Annotated in this window: 16 protein-coding genes; 7 read left to right on the forward strand and 9 right to left on the reverse strand. The window is 71.6% G+C overall.

Annotation, left to right across the window (positions count from 1 at the left end; genetic code table 11):
- Window positions 1-180: 180 nt before the first annotated feature.
- Window positions 181-588 carry a hypothetical protein gene (locus tag FXF51_RS35290; RefSeq protein ID WP_148439054.1) on the forward strand — a complete coding sequence of 136 codons (408 nt, stop codon included), beginning with the start codon at window positions 181-183 and terminating at the stop codon, window positions 586-588.
- Between the two features lie 108 nt (window positions 589-696).
- Here the strand turns inward: FXF51_RS35290 and FXF51_RS35295 are convergent, their stop codons facing one another.
- Both FXF51_RS35295 and FXF51_RS35300 read right to left on the reverse strand, forming a co-directional pair.
- Window positions 697-1,227, reverse strand: coding sequence for a YbhB/YbcL family Raf kinase inhibitor-like protein (locus tag FXF51_RS35295; RefSeq protein ID WP_148439055.1), 531 nt, complete (start codon window positions 1,225-1,227; stop codon window positions 697-699).
- Between the two features lie 111 nt (window positions 1,228-1,338).
- On the reverse strand, window positions 1,339-3,339 hold the full coding sequence (locus FXF51_RS35300; RefSeq protein WP_148439056.1) for a HelD family protein: 2,001 nt from the start codon (window positions 3,337-3,339) through the stop codon (window positions 1,339-1,341).
- A 120-nt stretch (window positions 3,340-3,459) separates the two neighbouring features.
- On the opposite strand from FXF51_RS35300, the gene FXF51_RS35305 reads away from it, so the two are divergent.
- Entirely contained in the window at window positions 3,460-3,795 is a 336-nt protein-coding gene (locus FXF51_RS35305) for a hypothetical protein (RefSeq protein WP_148439057.1), read from the forward strand.
- A 249-nt stretch (window positions 3,796-4,044) separates the two neighbouring features.
- Here the strand turns inward: FXF51_RS35305 and FXF51_RS35310 are convergent, their stop codons facing one another.
- The 3 genes from FXF51_RS35310 to FXF51_RS35320 all read right to left on the reverse strand — a co-directional run bounded on the left by FXF51_RS35310 (window position 4,045) and on the right by FXF51_RS35320 (window position 7,722).
- Window positions 4,045-5,691: a DNA repair helicase XPB gene (locus FXF51_RS35310; protein ID WP_148439058.1), complete on the reverse strand. Its 1,647-nt coding sequence runs from the start codon at window positions 5,689-5,691 to the stop codon at window positions 4,045-4,047.
- A gap of 124 nt (window positions 5,692-5,815) precedes the next feature.
- The gene (locus FXF51_RS35315) at window positions 5,816-6,166 is read right to left on the reverse strand and encodes a hypothetical protein (RefSeq protein ID WP_148439059.1); all 351 of its coding nucleotides are present in this window, start codon (window positions 6,164-6,166) and stop codon (window positions 5,816-5,818) included.
- A 77-nt stretch (window positions 6,167-6,243) separates the two neighbouring features.
- The gene (locus tag FXF51_RS35320) at window positions 6,244-7,722 is read right to left on the reverse strand and encodes an AMP-binding protein (RefSeq protein WP_148439060.1); all 1,479 of its coding nucleotides are present in this window, start codon (window positions 7,720-7,722) and stop codon (window positions 6,244-6,246) included.
- A 304-nt stretch (window positions 7,723-8,026) separates the two neighbouring features.
- Between FXF51_RS35320 and FXF51_RS35325 the strand changes: the two genes are divergently transcribed.
- A complete protein-coding gene (locus tag FXF51_RS35325) occupies window positions 8,027-9,379 on the forward strand; it encodes a hypothetical protein (RefSeq protein WP_148439061.1) in 1,353 nt (450 codons plus the stop codon).
- Between the two features lie 100 nt (window positions 9,380-9,479).
- Here FXF51_RS35325 and FXF51_RS35330 read toward each other — a convergent pair whose 3' ends face one another.
- On the reverse strand, window positions 9,480-11,843 hold the full coding sequence (locus FXF51_RS35330) for a helicase-associated domain-containing protein (RefSeq protein WP_148439062.1): 2,364 nt from the start codon (window positions 11,841-11,843) through the stop codon (window positions 9,480-9,482).
- A gap of 45 nt (window positions 11,844-11,888) precedes the next feature.
- Between FXF51_RS35330 and FXF51_RS61140 the strand changes: the two genes are divergently transcribed.
- A complete protein-coding gene (locus tag FXF51_RS61140) occupies window positions 11,889-12,866 on the forward strand; it encodes a hypothetical protein (RefSeq protein ID WP_187414742.1) in 978 nt (325 codons plus the stop codon).
- Here the strand turns inward: FXF51_RS61140 and FXF51_RS35345 are convergent.
- Window positions 12,859-13,476, reverse strand: a complete 618-nt coding sequence (locus FXF51_RS35345) for a TetR/AcrR family transcriptional regulator (RefSeq protein ID WP_148439065.1) — start codon at window positions 13,474-13,476, stop codon at window positions 12,859-12,861. The genes FXF51_RS61140 and FXF51_RS35345 overlap by 8 nt on opposite strands.
- Window positions 13,477-13,560: 84 nt before the next feature.
- Window positions 13,561-13,947, reverse strand: a complete 387-nt coding sequence (locus FXF51_RS35350) for a hypothetical protein (protein WP_148439066.1) — start codon at window positions 13,945-13,947, stop codon at window positions 13,561-13,563.
- A 104-nt stretch (window positions 13,948-14,051) separates the two neighbouring features.
- Here FXF51_RS35350 and FXF51_RS35355 point away from each other — a divergent pair, with 104 nt between their 5' ends.
- Window positions 14,052-14,669, forward strand: a complete 618-nt coding sequence (locus FXF51_RS35355; protein ID WP_148439198.1) for an HAD family hydrolase — start codon at window positions 14,052-14,054, stop codon at window positions 14,667-14,669.
- 92 nt (window positions 14,670-14,761) lie between these two features.
- Window positions 14,762-15,157 (forward strand): cold-shock protein, encoded by a 396-nt coding sequence (locus FXF51_RS35360; protein WP_101789277.1) that lies wholly within the window; start codon window positions 14,762-14,764, stop codon window positions 15,155-15,157.
- Between the two features lie 45 nt (window positions 15,158-15,202).
- Here the strand turns inward: FXF51_RS35360 and FXF51_RS35365 are convergent, their stop codons facing one another.
- Window positions 15,203-16,951, reverse strand: coding sequence for an MFS transporter (locus FXF51_RS35365; RefSeq protein ID WP_148439067.1), 1,749 nt, complete (start codon window positions 16,949-16,951; stop codon window positions 15,203-15,205).
- A 114-nt stretch (window positions 16,952-17,065) separates the two neighbouring features.
- Between FXF51_RS35365 and FXF51_RS35370 the strand changes: the two genes are divergently transcribed.
- Window positions 17,066-17,866, forward strand: a complete 801-nt coding sequence (locus FXF51_RS35370) for a DUF3027 domain-containing protein (protein ID WP_148439068.1) — start codon at window positions 17,066-17,068, stop codon at window positions 17,864-17,866.
- Window positions 17,867-17,880 lie beyond the last annotated feature (14 nt).

A 17,880-nucleotide genomic window follows, 5' to 3' on the forward strand; every position in this document is an offset into this window, starting at 1 on the left:
GGCCATGCCGGGCGGCGGCGACATGGACTTCTAGGTCTAATCCCGTCGCACGGACGAAGAGCGGCCCGGGTTTTTCCGGGCCGCTCTTGTTTTGTTTATCTGCTATTACGTTTCACAATTGATCGATTACTTGGAGTGAGGGAAGGTGGTGGCGCTCGACCTCAACCGAAGGAGCAGAACGTGCTTTTCCGCAGCACACGTATTATCGGCGTCGCGGCCCTCACTCTCGCCGCCGCGCTCGCCGTGGCCGCTCCGGCCCAGGCCGACGACCACTGGTCCGCACTGTTCGCCCCGGCGGACGCCGGAGCGCGAGCGGAGGCCGAGGCGGACGCCGACGAGCTGGCTGCCCGGGCGCGAGCCGACGCGATGGAGGACCGGGCGCACGCCGAGGAGATGGAGGCCAAGTCGGACGCCGCCGGCGAGCCGGGGACGCGGGTGCACCTCGAAAGGGAGTCGGTGCCCGCCATCGTGCTCCCGCGTGAGCTGCACATGCCCATCTGCGCGCCCGAGTCCGGTCTCGGCATCCCGATCGTGGACGAGGTGCTGCCGCAGCTCGTGGGCTGCCCGGCGGCGGCACTGGGCCGCTGAATCGGGCGGGTTCCTGATACCGCCGCTGAATCCGGCGGGTTCCTGATACCGCCGCTGGATCGTGCGGGTGCCTGACGCGGCGGGCCAGGCACCCGCGCGACGGGTGGCTCAGAGGCCGAAGCGGGCGACGATGTGACCGCGCGCCAGCGTGTTCGCGGTGATGTTGAAGCCCGCCACAGCGGGGCTGACGTCGCTGTCGATCCCCAGCTTGTCCACGCCCAGCGCGTGCACCGTGAAGACGTAGCGGTGCGGGTCGCCGGGAGGCGGGGCCGCGCCGCCGTACGCCTTGCTGCCGTAGTCGTTGCGGGCGTGGACGGCTCCGTCGGGCAGGCCCTTGAAGTCGGGGGCCGTGCCCGCACCCGTGGGCAGCTCGGTGACCGAGGCGGGCAGGTCGAACAGGACCCAGTGCCAGAACCCGCTGCCCGTGGGGGCGTCGGGGTCGTAGCAGGTGACGGCGTAGCCGCGGGTGCCCTCGGGGGCGCCGGACCAGCGCAGGTGGGGCGACTGGTTCTGGCCTGTCATGCCCCAGTCGTTGAAGACGTGCAGATCGGCGAGCGTCTGCCCGTGCTGGATGTCGTCGCTCTCGACCGTGAGCTCGGGCACCGGCGGCAGGTACTCGTGGGGAAGGGGTGCGGGCACGGCATCCTCCTAGCGTGAGTGGCTGCTTGCTCAGCCATCCTAGAAGCGCCCGCGCCCGCCGCTCGTCATGCCACGAGCCCGCCGCTCGTCATGCCACGAGCCCGCCGCCCGTCATGCCACGAGCTGTGCCGGGAGTGGTTTGTCGTGCAGCACCGTCAGCGACGTGACGGCCCGGGTCAGCACCACGTACAGGCGGGCCAGGCCTCTCGGCTCGGCCGCGACGATGTCCGCCGGCTCGACGACGATGACGTGGTCGTACTCCAGACCCTTGGCCAGCGTGGCCGGCACGATGAGGAGGCGGTGCTCCTGCGCGGAGTCGGGATCGAGCACGGCGTGCGGCACACCCGCCAGCGCCGTGGAGACCTCCTCGATCAGCGCGTCGGGCACGATGACGCCGATGGAGCCCTCCTTGGCCAGCGCCTCCCCGGCGGCCTGCGCCACCGCGAGGCCCTGCCGGACCGTGAGCGACCCGGCGCCGGGCCGCAGCGAGCGCGGGGCGGCCAGGTCGGGGGCGATGGACGGGAGCAGGCGGGCCGCGTAGTCGAGGACCTCGCGGGGCACGCGGAAGCCGAGCGTCAGCTCCGTCACCTCGCCCTCGCGCTGGCCGAGGTGTTCGAGCACCGACTCCCACGAGCTGGTGGACCACGGCGTGGTGCCCTGGGCGAGGTCGCCGAGCACGGTGGCGGAGCCGTTGCGGCAGCGCCGTCCGAGCGCTCTGAGCTGCATTTCGGACAGGTCCTGGGCCTCGTCCACGACGAGGTGGCCGAGCGAGGGCGTGCGCTCCATGAGGTCGCGCAGCTCGTCGAGGAGCGCGGCGTCGGCCGCCGTCCACTTCGCGGACTTCCAGCCCCGGTACGGCTTGCGCCAGCCGAGCAGCTCCTGCTCCCCGGGCGTCAGGTCGGACTTGGCGGCCGTGGCGAGGAACTCGGGGTCGGACAGCAGGCGGTACAGCACCTGCTCGGGCGTCAGCTTCGGCCACACCGCGTCCACGAGCTGCTTGACCGGCTTCGACCTGGCCACCGCGTCCTGCACCCGGTCGTCGGGCGACTCGCCGCGCTGCTCCATCCTGACAAGCACCATGTGGGCCAGGCGCTGCGCCAGCGCGGCCCGGCCCGGGTTGTAGCGGGTGGTGCCGCGCAGGGAGGCGACGATCTCGCGGACCTCGTAGTCGGCCACCCTGTACCGGTAGGCACCCTTGGTGAACACCACGCCGTCCGTCGGCTTCACGATGTGCAGCCAGAGGGCGCGTTCGAGCACCGCGGCCATCCTGGCGTCGCCCTTGACCGCCGCGACGAGCGGGTCCTCGGGGGCCGAGTGCTCGCCGAGCAGGCCCGCCACCGTGGTCTGGTCGACCTTGACCTCGCCGAGTGCGGGGAGCACGGAGGAGATGTAGGACAGGAAGGCGCGGTTCGGGCCGACGATCATGACGCCGGACCTGGCGAGCCGCTCGCGGTGGGTGAACAGCAGGTAGGCCGCCCGGTGCAGGCCGACGGCGGTCTTCCCGGTGCCGGGCGCGCCCTGGACGCACACGGTCTGGGCCAGCGTGGAGCGGACGATCTCGTCCTGGTCGGGCTGGATGGTGGCGACGATGTCGCGCATGGGGCCGGTGCGCGGGCGCTCGATCTCCTCGGTCAGGATCTTCGAGGGGCCGATCTCAGCGCCCTCGCCGAGCGGCTCGTCCTCGAACGCCGTGAGCTTGCCGCCGTGGTAGCCGAAGCGGCGCCGGCGCACGATCCCCATCGGGTCGGACGGGCTGGCCTGGTAGAACGCGCGGGAGACCGGCGCCCGCCAGTCGATGACGAGCGGCTTGCTGCTGCCGTCGTGCACGTGGCGGCGGCCGACGTAGATGGTGCCGGGCAGGTCGTCGCCGCCGGCCCGGTCGAGCCTGCCGAAGAACAGCGGTGTGTCCGGGTGGTCGGCGAGTGCGGCCACCCGCTGGTCGAGCAGCGACTGGAGGATCTGCTGCGACACCCAGTCGCCCGCCGCGTCAGCGGACAGCGACTGCGCGTGGGCGCGCATGGCCGTGAGCGCGGCCCTGGATTCGGCAAGATGCGCTTGCTCGGCGGCCAGCACATCCGTTGGTATGTCCGGAGCCAGCTTGTGTGTGGGCATGCGAAAGCGCCTCCCTGGTGCTTTACGGAGGTGGTCAAAGGCAGCGAATCGGCCAGTCTAGTGGCGACTTCCGCGTGGATCCAAAGCATTTACCGGCGAGGGGAAGGGTAGGGATAACGAGTGGCGCGGATTCAGCTCCGGTTCTCGCCGATCATCCCCACGATCGCGAGCTTCCTGCTCGCGGCGCTGTGGGGCCTGTCGGTGTTCGCGGGGTGGGGGCTGGAGGCGTTCTGCGCGGGTGGCGAGGCCGCGTCCGCGTGCTCGCAGCGGCTGGGCACGGTCTCCACCGTGTCGGGGCTGTTCGCCGCGCTGGCCGCCTGCTGCACGGCTGCCGCCTGGTTGCTGCCCTGGTCACGACATGATCCGCGGGCGTTCGCTCGGCTGATGGGCGCCGGGGTGCTGGCGTGGATCGCGGCGGAGGGCGTGCTCTTCCTCGGCGGCATGCTGGTGCGCTGAGGAGGGAGCCTGGTGCGCTGAGGCGGGAGCCTGGTGCGCTGATCCCCGCAAGCTGTAACGAACCTGGGAATACCGAAAAATTCGGGCATATCAGGTGGGTTTGCCGGATCATGAGGGTATGTCGCAGGCGGCGTGATAGTACGCAGGTGAGGGGGGTGGTTCGAATGTCGTCGGCCCGCGGAGTCTCGTGGACGTGACGCCACGTTGAGTGCCTGGCCGCTCAGGACGAGCGGCCGGGCATCACAATCCTCACACCCCGCCCAGCACGTCGTCGGCGTCGATGATCTGGTAGGCGTACCCCTGCTCGGCCAGGAACCGCTGCCGGTGCGCCGCGAACTCCTGATCGACCGTGTCACGGCTGACCACCGTGTAGAACCGCGCGCCCCCACCGTCGGACTTGGGCCGCAGCACCCGTCCCAGCCGCTGCGCCTCCTCCTGGCGCGAGCCGAACGTGCCCGACACCTGGATCGCGACCGTCGCCTCCGGCAGGTCGATGGAGAAGTTCGCCACCTTCGACACCACCAGCACCTGGATCTCCTTGTCGCGGAAGGCCTGGTAGAGCCGCTCGCGCTCCTTCACCCTCGTCTCGCCCTTGATCACCGGGGCGTTGAGGTGCTCGCCCAGCTCGTCGAGCTGGTCGATGTACTGGCCGATGACCAGCACCTGCTCGCCCAGGTGGCGGCGGACCAGGGCCTCGGTCACGTGCGTCTTGGACGGCGTGGTGGCGCAGAAGCGGTAGCGCTCCTCCGACTCGGCCATCGCGTACGCCAGCCGCTCCTCGTCCGTCAGCGTCACGCGCACCTCGACGCAGTCGGCCGGCGCGATCCAGCCCTGGTTCTCCATCTCCTTCCAGGGCGCGTCGTACCGCTTGGGGCCGATCAGGGAGAACACGTCGCCCTCGCGCCCGTCCTCGCGCACCAGCGTCGCGGTCAGCCCGACCCGCCTGCGGGCCTGGAGGTCGGCGGTCATCCGGAAGATCGGCGCGGGCAGCAGGTGCACCTCGTCGTAGACGATCAGACCCCAGTCGCGGGCGTCGAACAGCTCCAGATGGCTGTAGACGCCTTTGCGGCGGGTGGTCATCACCTGGTAGGTGGCGATGGTGACCGGGCGGATCTCCTTCTTGTTGCCGGAGTACTCGCCGATCTCGTCCTCGGTCAGCGACGTGCGCTTGAGCAGCTCGGTCTTCCACTGGTGGGCCGAGACCGTGTTCGTGACCATGATGAGCGTGGTGGCCTTGGCGTGCGCCATGGCGGCCGCGCCGACGATGGTCTTGCCCGCCCCGCAGGGCAGCACGACCACGCCCGAGCCGCCGTTCCAGAACGCCTCCGCCGCCTCCCGCTGGTACGGGCGCAGCTCCCAGCCGTCCTGGCGCAGCTCGATGGGGTGGGCCTCGCCGTCCACGTACCCGGCCAGGTCTTCAGCCGGCCAGCCCAGCTTGAGCAGGGCCTGCTTGACGTTGCCGCGGTCGCTGGGGTGCACGATGACCGTGTCGGCGCCGACTCGCTCGCCCAGCATCGGCTGGATCTTCTTCGAGCGCAGCACCTCTTCGAGCACGGCCCGGTCGGTGGAGGTCAGGATGAGCCCGTGGACGGGGTCCTTCTCCAGCCGCAGCCGCCCGTAGCGGGCCATCGTCTCGGCCACGTCCACCAGCAGCGCGTGCGGCACCGGATAGCGGCTGAAGCTGATGAGCGCGTCGATGACCTGCTCGGCGTCGTGGCCGGCGGCGCGCGCGTTCCACAGCGCCAGCGGCGTCACCCGGTAGGTGTGCACGTGTTCTGGAGCGCGCTCGAGCTCGGCGAACGGCGCGATCGCCTTCCGGCAGGCGTCGGCCCGCTCGTGGTCGACCTCGAGCAGCAGCGTCTTGTCCGACTGGACGATCAGCGGTCCATCGCTCACTGGCAATCTCCGTGGGGTTCAGACGGGGGCCTGGCGCAACAGGACCATCGTCTCTCGATCCCGGCGCCCCCGCTCCGAGTCTCCAACAACGGGCGGGCCAGGATTAGTCCTCAGGATCGCCTGGTCACTCGTCGAAGGCGCCGTTGACGCCCAGGACGACGAACGTGCCGATGGTGAGCACGAAGCCCACCCCGAACAGGATCCAGCTCCACATGACCATGGTGCGGGCCGTCTGTGGCTCGTTGCTCGACTTGCTGATGGCCAGGCCCGCCAGGATCGCGCCGGGCAGCCCGAGAATGTTGCAGCAGGAGACCAGCGCGAAGAGGTTGAGCACCAGGGAGACGATCGCGTTGGCACTCGGCCCGTTGCTGCGCGGGGGAGGCGGGTAGCCGTAGCCGTACGGCGGGGGCGGCTGCTCGCCGTAAGGCGCGCCATAAGGCTGGTACGGATATCCCGACGGGTCACCCTGACTCATGTTCACCTCCAGACAGGTCAACACTTATCACGGAATTGACACGCGTCTGACCGAGAGCACGAGATCTCCGGGGTGACTCAGCCGAGCCTGCCGCGCAGCGCCTTGCGGTCGAGCTTGAGCACGCTCGTCAGCGGGATGGAGTCGACGAAGCGGATCTCGCGCGGGTACTTCACCCGCCCGACCCGCTCGCGGGCCCACTCGATCAGCTCCTCGGCGGTCACCGTAGCATCCGGCCTGAGTTGCACGAACGCCACGACCTCCTCCCCGAATCTGGGGTCGGGCCGCCCCACGACGCCCGACAGCACGACGTCGGGGTGCCGGTCGAGCGCGTCCTCGACGTCGCGCGGGAAGACGTTGAAGCCGCCGCGGATGATCAGGTCCTTCTTCCTGTCCACGATGTAGAGGTAGCCGTCGTCGTCCACGCAGCCGATGTCGCCGGTCCGCAGCTCCTTGCCGGTCAGCGCGGTGCCCTCGGGGTCGGGCTGCTGCTCGCCCCAGTAGCCGAGCATCAGCGAGTCGCCGGAAACGCAGACCTCGCCGACGTCGCCGATCTCCATCACCTCGCCGTCGCTGTCGCGGATGGTGATCGTGTAGCCGGACAGCGGCAGGCCGACGCTGCCGATCCGCCGCCTGCCCGGCGGGTTGAACGTGGTGACCGCGCTGGTCTCGGTCAGCCCGTAGCCCTCCAGGATCTGCACGCCGGGCATCCTGCGCTCGAACTCCTCCAGCGTCGACCTGCCGAGCGGCTCCGCGCCGCAGGTCAGGTAGGCCAGGTCGGGCAGCGGGTGCTCCTCCAGCGGCTCGGCGAGCAGCAGGTGGATCATGGACGGCACGACGGTGCCGTACTGCACGCGCTGCCCGGCGGCCAGCTCCAGGAACGCCCGCGGCTCGAACCAGCGCATCAGCACCGCCTGCTGCGGCTCGGTGGCGTGCAGCGAGGCGATCGTGATGATCAGCCCGTACGAGTGCGACAGCGGCACGGGCACCAGCGCGCGGTTCCTGCCCTCCTGGTGGGACAGGTCGAAGGCGTCCTTGGCCACCTGCCACAGGCCGTGGTGGCTCAGCATGACGCCCTTGGCCTTGCCGGTCGTGCCGCCGGTGTAGAGGAGCGCCGCCAGGTCGCCGGGGTCGCGGGCGACAGGGCCGCGTTCCGCCGCCCGTTCCAGCTCCGCGGTGTCCTCGTAGACGGGGATGCCGGCGTTCGCGGCGCGGACGGTCGGCGCCAGCTCGGGCGAGGTGACGATCGCGGCGGCGCCGCTGTCGATCAGCAGGTGGCGCAGCTCCTCCGCGCCCACCAGGAACACCACCGGCGTCACCACCGCGCCCGCCGCCCACAGCGCCTGGTAGACGATCGGCACCTCGGGGGAGTTGGCCATCATGACGGCCACCCGGTCGCCCGGCCTGATGCCCGCCTCGGCGAAACCGCCGCTCATCCGGCGCGCCCGCTCGGCGAGCGCGTGACTGCGGTGCCAGACGCCTTCGTAGTACACCGAGTCGTGGTCGTCGAAGCGGCCCCACGACTCCTCCGCCAGCCTGCCCAGCGTTTGCTCGGTCACATGCACAACCTGATGCGTGTGAGGAGCTTCAGTCAAGCCTCGGCCTCTTGACTAGTCATTGTGGACGATGGTCTTGTAGCCCGTAAATAGGTATATCGCTTCTTCTGTCGCCATACGTGTTTTCATGTTGGTCGAGATCGTGTAAAGGTGGTGTGCCGAGAGTCGCAAGACGTTCCTGTTCGCCTGTCTTCGCAGATCAGCAGCCAGGTGATGACGCTTGGTGACCACCTGTATTAACGAAGAAACTCGTTGTCTCGCGTTAATTCCTGTAGAAAAGTTTCCAGTTAGCTACCGAGGTGGCTTCGTGACCGAAACGCCTGAGCCAGGCGAGATCGACCTCGACAACATGACGCTCGCGGGGAGCCTCATGGCCGTCACCGAGCACCTCCGCGCCGTGGCCGGCCCGGCCACCAGAGACCTCACCCGACGGGAGGCCGACACGCTGCTCCGCTCGTACCTGGAGCCCGGCTGCTTCCCCGAGGGGGTGCGCCGTCTGGCCACCCGCCACCTGCTGGTGCTCGTCGGCGAGCAGGAGACCGGGCGGCGATTAGGGGCGCTGGCGCTGCTGTCGCGCATGTCGCTGGCCGAGAGCACCATCACCGTGCTGTCCCCGGCCGCCGGGGCGCACGACCTGCTGGCCGGCACCGAGTACGAGCCCGGCAGGGCGTACCTGCTGCACGACTGGATCGCGGCCAGCACCGACCGCACCGAGCTCATCAACCTGGCGCGCAAGCTGGCCGAGCTGGGCTCGTACCTGGTGATCACCAGGAGTGAGGGTCTGTCGCAGGCCGTCGAGGTGGAGCACGCGTGGGCCGTGCCCGAGCCGGGAGAGCTGTTCGACCTGTGCCTGAGCACCTACGACCTGCGCGCCGGGCTGTCACCCGAGGAGCTGAACCGGGCCAGGGAGCTGGCGCTGACGCTGCCGACGCCCGCCGAGGTCGTCCGCCTCGCCGCGCGCCTGGCCCCCGGTGGCGAGCCTTCAGGGGAGGAGGTGGCGGCCTGGCTCGACACCAAGCCGCCCATGCGCGAGGTGCTGGCCGTCGCGGCGCTCGCCTTCACCCACCGGCTCGCCGAGGCCGCCTTCGACGAGCAGCTCGCCCGGCTCGAACGGCTCTGCCACGAGATCGGCCGGCGGCCCGTCACCGGGCCGCTCATCCTCGCCGAGGACGGGCTCGTCGCCTTCCGCGCCGGGCACCAGCGCGGCCGGGTGCTGGCCGAGCTGGCCGTGCGGTACGGGTTCTCGCTGTGGCAGCCGCTGCGGGAATGGGTCAGGTCGCTGCCGTCGCAGGGGCCCGCCCTCCAGGTACGGGCGGCGGAAGGGGTGGCGTTGCTGGCCCGGCACGCCATGCGGGAGGCGCGGCAGGAGTTCCTGGAGGTCTGGGCCCAGGGGAGCGCGGCCGAGCGGGTGGCGGCGGCCAACGTGCTGTCGTACATGTGCGCCGACGACACCCTCGCCCCCGCGGCGCTCGGGATCGCGGTGGGGTGGGCCGCCGACCCGGTGGACATCAGGGCGACGGCGGCGGCGGTCGCGCTGGGCGGCGGGCTGGCCGTGCGCTATCCCGGCGACTGCGCGCGGCTGCTGCGGCGTCTGGAGACGCTGGGCGGCCCCGCGGCGGCGGTGGCCGCTCAGTCGATCAAAGCCCTGCCGCACGGGTGAAGCGGGGGGTCACAGGCCTGCGACGCCGGTTAGCGCGGGTCACAGGCCTGCGACGCCGGTTAGCGCGGGTCACAGGCCTGCGACGCCGGTGCAGCGCGGGTCAGAGGCCTGCGACGCCGGTGATGCGGTGCAGGGCGAAGCGGTGCACGGCCGCCCTTGTCTCGTCGTACGCGGTGAGGTAGCCGCCCTCCATCCGGGCAGGCTCCAGGATGCGCGAGGTCGCGTTGCCCTGCGAGTCGAGGTAGCCGATCCACACCCGCACCCCCTGCTTGATCGCCTCCTGCAACGCCGAGATGGTCGCCGTGGCGGGCCCGCGCGGCACCTGACCGCCCGGGGCGTCCACCGGCTCCCGCCGCGCCAGGTGCGCCGCGTCACCGGCGCGCAGCGCGCGCACGGCCGCCGTCGCGACCTCAGGGTCGAGGCCGTTGGGCGAGGCCACGGCGCGGGCGGGCGCCACCCCCTCGGTGCGCCGGCTTTCGAGCTGGGAGATGATCACGTCGCCGTCGAGCGACTCGGCGACGGGGGCGTACCCCATCGCCCGCAGCGAGTCGACCAGCGCCGCCCTGGACGAGCGGGAGGCGATGACGGTCGGCGCGAGCCGGCGCAGCCGCAGCGCGGCCGAGCGGCGGTCGGCGGTGATCTGGTCGAGCAGGGCGGGGTCGTCGCAGCGGACGTACGCGCTCGCGGTGCCCACCCGGATCCGCCCGTGCCGCCTGGCCACGTCCGTCACCAGGTACGACAGCGCCTGCGGCACCGGCGTGGCGGAGTGGCGGGCCAGCATCGACACCAGCTCCTCGCCGCCGTGGCCCGCGTCGAGCGCGCGCCTGATCGAGCTCTCGCTGAACCGGTAGACCGTCGCCCCGCCCTTCGACTCGACGTCGGCGGTGAGCGTCATCCAGCGGTTCAGCTCGCTCGTCAGTGGCCCCGGCGCGACGGCGGTGAGGTCGGCCTGCAGCAGCACGTGATCGACGGGCTCGGGCAGCAGCGGCGCCAGCGCCTCGGCCGCCGCGCCGCCCTCGACCAGCGCCCGCCCGTGACCGGACAGCGCGCCCAGCCCCGTCACGCCGACCTGCTCGGCCTCCCGCAACGTGAAGTCGACGAGCTGCTCGCGCAGCGGGCCGCGGCGGCGCGGCTGCTCCCACGCCAGCCGTTCGAGCACGGAGTCACGGTCGGGCGCCAGACCGGGCGCCGCGGCGAGCACGCCCAGCGTCGCCGCCCTGACCCCCGGCGCGGACGAGCGGCGCAGGTCGGTGTGCAGGGCGTTGAGCGGCCTGTCGCGGTCGTCGCGCTCGCCGACCAGGCCCGGCACCCGGTCCATGTGCAGCCAGGTGGCCGCGAGCGTCGTCCAGCGGTCGGCCGTGGACCTGACCCGCCACAGGTCGTAGCCGGACGTCGGCAGCCACTCGCCGTCCACGCCGCCGCCGGACGCGATCAGCCCGGCCGCGTGCGCGACCTCGACCACCAGCGCCGTCACCCACTCCGGCAGGTCCAGCTCGCCCGCCGCGCGCTTCAGGTCGCGGACGCCCAGACCGCCGGTGCGCAGCACACCCGGCGGCTCGACGCTCCACCGCTCGCACAGCTCCTCCACGGCCCTGACGAACGAGAACGCCTGCCCCGCCGCCGTACGGTCGGCCAGGCTCGGATCGCGCGTGGCGCCGTGCAGCGCCGGCGGGACGGCCAGCAGGTCGCGGTGCACCCGGCCGCCGCGCAGGAAGAGGCCGACCTCGCGGGGCAGCGTCACGCTCTCCTCACCCGTGGCGGCCAGCAGGCCGCGGGCGAGCAGCTCCTCGATGGGCGAGCGGGCCGAGGCCACCCGGACCTCGCGCCTGGCGTTGGGCACGCGGCCGGTGGGCGGGCCCCAGACGAGCTGATCCAGCGCGCCCCTCGCCTCGGGCGACACGGCCCCGATGAGCGAGCCCGGCTCGGTCAGCGCGGCGGCCAGGCGTTCCTTGCCCGAGCCCGCCGTGCCGGGGGCGACGTCGTCGGCCATCTCGTCGAGCTGCTCGGGCGCGTGGTGACGGAACGCGTCAGTCACCCTCGGGCCCAGGCCCGCCGGGTCGTCGAGCACCTTGCGCACGCCGGGGCCCAGCTCCAGCGCGTCGTCAGGCCCGTAGACCAGGGCCAGGTCGCGCAGCCTGTCGAGCGCCGTGGACAGCGCGGGCTCCGGATCACCCACCCCGCCGCCCTCCGCCCGGCCCAGATCGTCGGACGCCAGCGCCCTGCCGATGAGGTCGTGCAGCGCGTCCTTCGAGATCGGCTCCTCCCGCACCGCCAGCGTCTCCACGACGGCCAGCGTGAACCGGTCGAGCCGGTCCAGCACCCTGCCGATCGCCGAAGGACTGGCGGCCCGCGAGGCGAGGCCCTCCAGATGCGCGGGCACCGGAGTGATCAACTCGGGGCGCGCGGAGACGAGCGCCCGTAGCTGTTCGTCGGTGCGCCCCCTGATCCACTCCGTGAACTCCATCGTTGCCATGGTATGTCCCCCCTGATTGGGGCAGCATTGCTAGGCGTGATAGAGCGCGCGGACCAGCTCGTGCTGAACTACGTCTCGGCGGCTGCCGACGCCGCTCACGGCGTGCTCAGGGCCGACCAGCGGCTCGACTTCGCCAGGCGGCTGCGGGCCAGGATCGAGGCCGAGCGGGGCGGCAGCCAGAACGCTCGTCAGGTGGCCAAGGTGCTGGCGCGGTTCGGGGATCCGGTGGCTCTGGTCGAGCGGGAGGTCAGGAGGCTGGAGGCCGCGGGGGTTGCGACGGCGCGCGCCACGGTCCCGGCTTCTTCGGGCCCGGTTTCCTCAGCCGCGGCTTCTTCGGTCCCGGCTTCCTCGGGCACGGCGGCCGTCCCGGGCGCGGTGGCGGCGCGCGGCGCGGGTGGGTCGGCTGACGGACCGGCGGGCGGCCCGGCGCTGGGCACGGGCGCGGCGGCGGAAGGTGTGGGGGACACGCGGAGGTTTCCCGCCATCGTGGACGACGGCGCCTCACCTCCCGGCGTCCGCACGTACCGCAGACTCGCTCAGGAAAGGGTCGACAGGCGGCAGCAGGGCCGCGGCCTGCCGTTCGCGGGCCTGCGCAGGGCGGCCATGTCCAGCGCCAACCCGATGGCCACCGGCGGCAGGGACGCCAGGACCATCGTCAAGGAGCACCCCCGCGACGTGGCGGCGATGGTGATCCTGGTGGTGGCGGCGCTGCTGGTGCCGATCGACCTGCCACCGGTGGCGATCTTCGAGGTGCCCCTGGTGGTGTGGGCGGTGGGCGCGGCGCTGGTGCTGTTCGGGGAGAGCTGGAACGCGCGCGACAAGTTCCTCGGGATCGGCGCGCCGCTGCTGGGCTACTCGGTGGGCGGGGTGGTCATCGGCGGTCTGCGGGTGGGGATCGAGGCGGGGGTGCAGGCGTTCGTCCAGCAGTTCTTCGACGTCAGCGGCACGATGTTCATGATCGGTACGGGCGTGGGCGTCGTGTGGCTGGCCTACCGGCTGCTGGACGTCAGCTGACCGGCGCCGGGCTGGGCAGCAGTCCGACGGCCAGGCGTACCCAGGCGGCCACGAACTGGTCCTTCTCCGCGTGCCCAGGCAGCTCGCCCACCGTCTCCTGGAACAGCCGGTAGTGCACCACGGAGCCGCCGAGCACGGTCGAGATGCCCGCCCAGTCGAGCTTGACGTCGCGGTACTCGGGCTGCGCCTGGAACCAGCTCACGATGGCGTCGAACATCGGCTGCATCAGCCCTTCGCGCACCACCGCGACCAGCTCGGGGAACTGGCTCAGGTCGCGGAAGAAGACCCGGGTCAGCTCGGACTCCTCGCGCACCTTGGCCAGGCCGGCGCGGCACACGTGGGCCAGCCGCTCCTCCAGGTCCACGGAGGCTTCCATGCTGCCGAGCTGGGCCAGGCTCTCGGCCACCTGATATCTCGTGCGGCTGGCGTGCTCGTTGATGGCGGCGGACAGCACCTCGTACTTGGACTTGAAGTGCCGGTAGAGCCCTCCGGCGCCTGGAGACAGCCCTGAGGCGGCCTCGATCTCGGCCACGGACGTGGCGGAGTACCCTCGCTCGGCGAAAAGCCTGAGGGCCTCATCGATGATCCGCTCACGGGTCGATCTGCTCATATCTACGCTGATACCTCCGTAAGGAGAGTAATCGCTTCCGCGGGTCGCGGTTCAGCGGCACGCTGCGGGGGTCGCACTTCGTCCTCAGGAGCCCGCGCGCCGGATCAGCCCCGCCAGGGCGGAGCCGATGATCAGCCAGACGATCGCGGCGAGCCCGTAGTTGACCAGCGCCGTCCAGCGCGGGTCGGCGAGCTGGAAGAGGTTGGCCAGGCCCAGCGAGAGGTACGAGGCGAGCAGCTCGACGAACTGGTACCAGACGTTGCCCGGGTTGGCGCGGAGAACTGTGAAGAGCGCGTAGAGCAGGAGGGCCAGCGCGGCCACCCGGGAGGCCAGCCGCACGAGGCCGGCCAGGGTGGAGGCGGCGCGCTGCCTGGCCGTCACGGTGTGCCCGCCGGGGCGGGCCGGGCGGTGGGGGCGGGGAGGGGCGGAGGAGGCGACGAGCCGGTCGCCGGGCTCAGGGGTGTCGGTCAAGGCCGCTCCTCTCCGATAAGTAACTCCTTTCTTCCCATTTCTCTTGCCGTGGAACAAGGGCCGTTACGTGGGGTAGGGGGCCGTTTGGCATCCTGCACTCTGTGATGACTTCGGTGGGATTCGACCTCGACATGACTTTGGCGGACACGCGGGCGGGCATCGCGGCCGTTTACGACGAGCTGGCCGTGCGATTGGGCGTGCCATTCGACAGCGCGGCGATCGTGAGCCGCTTGGGGCCGCCGCTGGAGATGGAGCTGGCCAACTGGTTGCCTTCGGCGGAGGTGCCGGCCGCCGCCGACCTCTATCGAGAGATATATCCGGAAATGGGGGTTCCGGTGCACACGGCCATGGCCGGCGCGCACGACGCCATCGCCGCCGTCCGCCAGGCCGGCGGCGGGGTGATCGTGGTGACGGGCAAGAACGCCCGCGACGCCAGAGGCACGGTCAAGGTGCTCGGGCTGGACGTGGACGAAGTGGTCGGCTCGGTTTTCGGAGCGGACAAGGGATCGGCACTCGCGCGCTTCGGCGCGGCGGCTTATGTTGGTGACCATGTCGCGGACATCCAGGCGGCACGCGCGGGCGGCGCCGTGAGCGTGACAGTCGCGACCGGCCCCTACACGGTGGGAGAGCTGCGTGATCACGGAGCAGATGTGGCACTGGGCGACCTGACCGAATTCGCCGCCTGGTTCACCGGTTGGCGCGAGCATGATGCGCTTCGCTAATTGTCCCGTAATTACCCGGTCGCCCCGGAGCTTCGCGGGGCATAACCTACATCCATCCATCATCTTTTCGACTGTTTGAACGAGGTCCTCCTGTGCCGAGTGGCAAGGTCAAGTGGTACGACGCCGACAAGGGTTTCGGCTTCCTCACCCGCGACGACGGCGGTGAGGTCTTCGTGCATTCATCCGCGCTGCCCGCCGGCGCAGGCCCGCTCAAGCCCGGCCAGAAGGTCGAGTTCGGCGTGGCCGAGGGCCGCAGGGGCCAGCAGGCGCTCTCCGTGAGGATCCTGGAGCAGCCGCCGACGCTGGCCAAGACCAAGCCCAAGGGCAAGCGGAAGAAGCCGGACGAGATGGTGGTCATCGTCGAGGACCTGATCAAGCTGCTCGACGGGGTCTCGACCTCCTACCAGCGGGGCAAGCACCCGGACGCGGCGCATGCCAAGAAGATCGCCCAGGTGCTCCGGGCGGTCGCCGACGACCTCGACGCCTGACCCCGTTTCCCGGCGTCCCGGCCCGCCTGCCTGCCTGGGGGCGGGTCAGCCGTTCGGGTTGGTGAGGGGTTTGGTGGAGTCGAGCTTCTCCTTGCGTGGCGGCTGCTCGCCGTTGGGGACGGTCCTGTCGTACGGGCTGACCTCGTCGGAGGAACCCGGCCCGGCGTAACCGGGAGAGGCGTCATCGGGCGCGGTGTGAGCGGGCGAGGCGTGGCCCGTCGAGGGATGCGCGGTCGCGGCGTGATCGGGCGATGGGTGGCCGGGCGATGGGTGGCCGGGCGATGGGTGGCCGGGCGCGGCGTCGGCGGGGGCCTCGGCGCGCTGGCGGCGCAGCTTGGCCTTGGTCGCGCGCACCCGCTTCCGCCGGGAGATCAGCAGCCACCCCAGCGCCGCCGTCAGCGCGACGGCCAGCGCCACCAGCCCCGCCAGGCTGCTCTCGGTGAGCGACAGCACCAGCCCGACCAGCCCGCCGAACACCCAGGCGAGCTGCAGCACGGCCTCCACCACGCCGAAGGTGGACGAACGCACCTCCTCGCCGATCTCCCGCTGCACGATCGCGTCGAGCGCCAGCTTGCCCAGCTCCTGGGCGAAGGCCGCGACCAGCGAGATCAGCAGCGCCGTCCACACCCCGAAGAAGATCGCGGTGACGATGGCGGTCACCGCGGTCAGCGCCAGCGTCACCAGCACGATGAGCTGCGGCGCGTTGTTGCGTGTCCAGTTGGCCACCACGGCGCCCGCCAGGCCGCCCAGCCCGGCCGCGCCCGCCAGCAGCGCGATCGTCTTGGGGATGTCGAAGAACGGGTCGCGCGCCCACGGCTCCGCGGCGGCCAGCCACGGCACGGCCTCGTCCTGCACCAGGAAGAGCAGGAAGAACAGCAGGAATCCGGAGAAGAGCCGGATGGCCACGTTGGCCCAGACGGCCTCGGCGACCGCGGGCCCCACCTTGAGCAGGGTGCGCCAGCGCGGGGCCGCGCCCTCCTCCTCCGTGTCGGGGGAGTCGACGTGCCGCGGCAGGCGTACCGCGACCACGCCCAGCAGCAGGAAGCCCACCATGGCCACGCGCAGGATCGCCGCGCTGCCGAGCCAGGCGGTCAGCCCGGCGCCGAGCGGCACCGCGACCCCGGCCGAGACCAGCGTGAACAGCGCCACCCGCGCGTTCGCCGACACCAGCGTGATGTCGGCGGGCAGCACGCTCGGCATGATCGCCGCCCGCGACACGTTGTACGCCTTCGACAGCACCAGCACGCCCAGCGCCCCGATGAACAGCGTCGGCAGGTCGCCGGGGCCCACGGCCGCCGCCATGGCGAAGCACAGCAGGCCGCGCCCGAACAGCGTGCCGGCCATCACGTAGCGGCGGCCGGACCTGAACCGGTCGAGTATCGGCCCCACGAACGGCGCGAGCAGCGCGAACGGCACCATCGTGATGACGAGGTAGAGGGCCACAGAGCCGCGCGCCTCGCCCACGGGGACGCCGAAGAAGACGGTGCTGGCGAGCGCCACGGTGACGAGCGCGTCGCAGGCGCTGTTGCCTGCCGACAGCTCGATCAGCCGGCCGAGCCCGGTGCGGCCCGCGCCGCCCGCGTACGTGAGCTTGCGGGCGGCCTTGCCGACGCCGCGCGCGCCCCTGGCGGTGGCCTTGCCGGCCCGCGCGGTGCCGCTCGCGGTGGCCTTGGTCGCCCGGACGGTGCCGCCGGCGGTGGCCTTGGTCGCGCGCACGGTGGCGCGTCCGGCGTCAGCGGCGCCACGCGCCACGCGCCGGGAGATGTGGCGTGCCCGCTCCCAGCCTCCCTCCACGAGTACCAGTCTTACCCGATACTGGCCCGATCTCGGCCGTGTGGGCCCCCGCAGGTCCCGTGATGGGTGAGAATGAAGTGTGAGCGAACAGCACCTTTCGGCGGAGGCGGCCCGATGAGCCGCACCAGGGCCCGCGTCTCCGCTCCCGACCAGGCCTGTGTCGCCGCGGTCGATCTGGCGCGTGCCGCGGCCGAGGAGCTAGCGCGGCCGGGCGAGCCCGGCGAGCACCTCGGTTACGAGAGCGAAGGCGACCGGATCGTCACCCATTACTTCGCCTGCCTTGACCGGGCTTATCGCGGCTGGCGCTGGGCCGTCACCGTGACGCGCGCCTCGCGCGCGAAGAAGGTCACGGTGAGCGAGGCCGTGCTGCTGCCGGGCTCGGGGGCACTGCTGGCGCCCGAGTGGCTGCCGTGGAGTGAGCGGCTGCGCCCCGGCGACCTGGGCGTGGGCGACCTGCTGCCGACCGCGGACGACGACGACAGGCTCGCGCCGGGTTTCACCGAGACCGACGACGACGCCGACCATCAGGCGGTTTTCGAGTACGGCCTGGGCCGAGCCCGTGTGCTCTCGGCCATCGGCAAGGACCGGGCTGCCAGACGCTGGCACTCGGGCGAGCACGGGCCGCACACGCCGATCGCACACGCCGCTCCCGCGCAATGCTCCACCTGCGGCTTCTACTGGCTGCTGGCGGGTGGCTTGCGGCAGATGTTCGGGGTGTGCACTAACGAGTACGCCCCCGACGACGGCAAGGTGGTGGCCGCCGACCACGGGTGCGGCGCGCACTCCGAGGCCGCCGTGCTGCCGCCGCCCGTGGAGCAGGCCATCCCGATTCTCGACGATCTGGGTTACGACCTGATGGAGGAGGAAGCAGGTTCGGTGGACGAATCGGCTTCCGAGGAGCTCGGCCATTCCTGACCGTGAGTGTCGGT

The sequence above is a fragment of the Nonomuraea sp. PA05 genome, from assembly GCF_008086045.1.
Classification (GTDB): domain Bacteria; phylum Actinomycetota; class Actinomycetes; order Streptosporangiales; family Streptosporangiaceae; genus Nonomuraea; species Nonomuraea monospora.